Raw genomic sequence first — 2,585 nt, forward strand, 5'->3', positions numbered from 1 at the left:
GTCGCCGCGCACCTGACGTGGATGAAGGCGCCCTTCATCGACCAGGTGCTCAGAACTGGCCGTGCCGGCCGGCGCCGTCCGCGAACCGGGCGGCGCCGGCCGCGCCTTCCCGTTGCACGACCGGAACTCCGGCCGCGCCCTCCGCCCGCAGCGCCTGCGCGGTGGGCAGGTCGAGAGCGGCGTAGGTCGAGGCGCGGTCCGCGAGCACGCACTCGAACGGGAACGCGGCGATCTGCTCGGCGAGCTCGAGCGCGGCGGCCACCGCCTGACCGGGTTCGACCACGCGGTTGGCCAGCCCGATCGCGAGCGCCTCCCGCGCGTCGACCGGGCGGCCGGTGAGGATCAGGTCCAGCGCTCGCCCCAGTCCCACGATCCGGGGCAGCCGGACCGTGCCGCCGTCGATCAACGGCACGCCCCAGCGCCGGCAGAACACGCCGAACACCGCGTCGCGTTCGACCACCCGCAGGTCGGCGAGCAACGCCAGCTCCAGCCCGCCCGCGACCGCGTGGCCACTGACCGCCGCGATCAGCGGCTTGCTCAGCTGCAACCTCGTCGGGCCCATCGGTCCGGTGCCGTCGGGGTCGAGCTCGTTGCGGCGGGCGGGATCGCTGACGGAGGTGAGGTCGGCGCCCGCGCAGAACGTGCCGCCCGCACCGGCGAGCACCGCCACGCGCTGGCCGTCGTCCGCCTCGAACGCCAGGAAGGCGTCGCGCAGCTCGGCGGCCATCGGGCCGTCGACCGCGTTGCGCCGATCCGGGCGGTTCAGCCAGATCACCGTGGTGGTTCCGGTGATCTCGACACGCACGTCCATCCGTCCTCCGTTTCCGCGCGCACAGGTTATCCAGGCGTGCGCGTTCGGGGTTCGTGCTGTAGTACTGCACCCCATGGCCATCGTCTCTCCCGGTTTCAGCGGGCGGCGTCAGTCACCGGACGTGCAGCTGCCGCCGGGGCAGTACCTCACCGAGGACTTCCCCGTGCTCACCGCGGGCCCGACGCCGCGGGTGCCGACCGACCGGTGGGAGCTCACCGTCAGCACCGAGGCCGGTCAGAAGCACACGTGGTCGTGGCAGCAGCTGATCGAGCTGCCCGCCGAGAAGATCACGACCGACATCCACTGCGTCACCAAGTGGTCCAAGCTGCGCACCCGGTGGAAGGGCGTGTCGCTGGACGTGCTGCTGGAGGACGTGGAGACGGCGGCGGACTTCGCGCTCGTCCACTCCTACGGCGGTTACACGACCAACCTGCCGCTGGAGGACCTGCTCGACGGCCAGGCCTGGATCGCGTACCGCTACGACGACGAGGACCTCACCCCCGAGCACGGCGGCCCCGCGCGGTTGCTCGTGCCGCACCTGTACTTCTGGAAGTCGGCCAAGTGGGTCCGCGGCATCCAGCTGCTGCTGGAGGACGAACCCGGCTTCTGGGAAACCGCCGGCTACCACGACTACGGAGACCCATGGCGCGAGCAGCGGTATCAGGGCGACTGACCTGGCGCGTGGCCACGCTGGCCGACGCCTCCGACCTGACGAAGAGCGCGCGCAGTCTCGTGTTCGACGTGCCCGGCTGGCCGGGACACCTGCCGGGCCAGCACGTCGACCTGCGCCTGACCGCCGAGGACGGCTACTCGGTGCAGCGCAGCTACTCGATCGCCTCGGCAACCGACGGCGACCGGGTCGAGCTGGCCGTGCAGCGGGTGCTCGACGGCGAGGTGTCGCCGTACCTGTGCGACGTGCTTCCCGTGGGCGCCGAGATCGAGCTGCGCGGACCGGTGGGCGGCTGGTTCGTGTGGCGTGGCAGCGACCCGTCTCCGGTGACGCTCGTGGCGGGCGGATCGGGCATCGCGCCGCTGATGGCGATGATCCGGGCGCGGGCCGCGGAGGGCAGCCGCGTGCCGTTCCGGCTGATCTGCTCCGTGCGCACGCCCGACGACGTGATGTTCGCCGACGAGCTGCGCCGGCGTGCCCGCGAGGACGCCGGGCTGGACGTGCACCTGGTGTACACCCGGCAGGCTCCGGAGGGGTCTCCGGAGCCGCCGGGCCGGCTGGGTGTGGCCACCGTGAACACGTACGCCTGGCCCGCCGAGTTCACCCCGCAGTGCTTCGTGTGCGGGCCCACCGGGTTCGTCGAGACGGTGTCCGACATCCTCGTGGCGCTCGGGCACGACCCGCGCCGCGTCCGCACCGAACGCTTCGGCTGACAGGAGACCTGCGATGAGCGACGACCACGTGGACGGCAACGCGCTCGCGGGCGACCTGCGGGAGATCTTCGCGGTGGACCTGACGGTGGCGACCGGGCAGTGCGCGGGCTGCGGCCACAAGGGCTCCGTGGCGACGTTGCGGGTCTACCGGAACGCGCCGGGGATCGTGGCCCGCTGCCCGCACTGCGAGGAGGTCGTGCTGCGGGTGGTGCGGGCGCCCGGCCGCGCCTGGCTCGACCTGCGCGGCACGATCAGCCTGGAGATCCCGCTGCCCTCCTGACCGGTTGCGAGGTCGATGAACGGCGCGTTTTTGCACCACAAGTGGTCAAAAACGCCGGTAATAGTTTTTAAGGTGCGCGGGAGCAGGTTTGGGTGTGGTCGTGGACCCTTC

At 71.9% G+C, this 2,585-nt stretch carries 4 protein-coding genes; 3 read left to right on the top strand and 1 reads right to left on the bottom strand.

The features are described from left to right. Window positions 1–49 precede the first annotated feature (49 nt). Window positions 50–811, bottom strand: a complete 762-nt coding sequence (locus ABZV40_RS46335) for a crotonase/enoyl-CoA hydratase family protein (RefSeq protein WP_355456506.1) — start codon at window positions 809–811, stop codon at window positions 50–52. Window positions 812–884: 73 nt separating this feature from the next. On the opposite strand from ABZV40_RS46335, the gene ABZV40_RS46340 reads away from it, so the two are divergent. From ABZV40_RS46340 to ABZV40_RS46350, 3 genes are read left to right on the top strand one after another with little or no spacing between them, the layout of a single operon-like run. Then, the gene (locus tag ABZV40_RS46340; protein WP_355456507.1) at window positions 885–1,484 is read left to right on the top strand and encodes a sulfite oxidase-like oxidoreductase; all 600 of its coding nucleotides are present in this window, start codon (window positions 885–887) and stop codon (window positions 1,482–1,484) included. Beyond that, on the top strand, window positions 1,454–2,194 hold the full coding sequence (locus ABZV40_RS46345; RefSeq protein WP_355456508.1) for a ferredoxin reductase: 741 nt from the start codon (window positions 1,454–1,456) through the stop codon (window positions 2,192–2,194). Before ABZV40_RS46340 ends, ABZV40_RS46345 begins: the two co-directional genes overlap by 31 nt. 13 nt (window positions 2,195–2,207) lie before the next feature. Continuing rightward, window positions 2,208–2,474 (top strand): DUF6510 family protein, encoded by a 267-nt coding sequence (locus tag ABZV40_RS46350; RefSeq protein WP_355456509.1) that lies wholly within the window; start codon window positions 2,208–2,210, stop codon window positions 2,472–2,474. Window positions 2,475–2,585: the final 111 nt, after the last annotated feature.

The sequence above is a fragment of the Lentzea sp. NPDC004782 genome, assembly GCF_040609115.1.
In the GTDB taxonomy this organism is placed as follows: Bacteria; Actinomycetota; Actinomycetes; order Mycobacteriales; family Pseudonocardiaceae; genus Lentzea.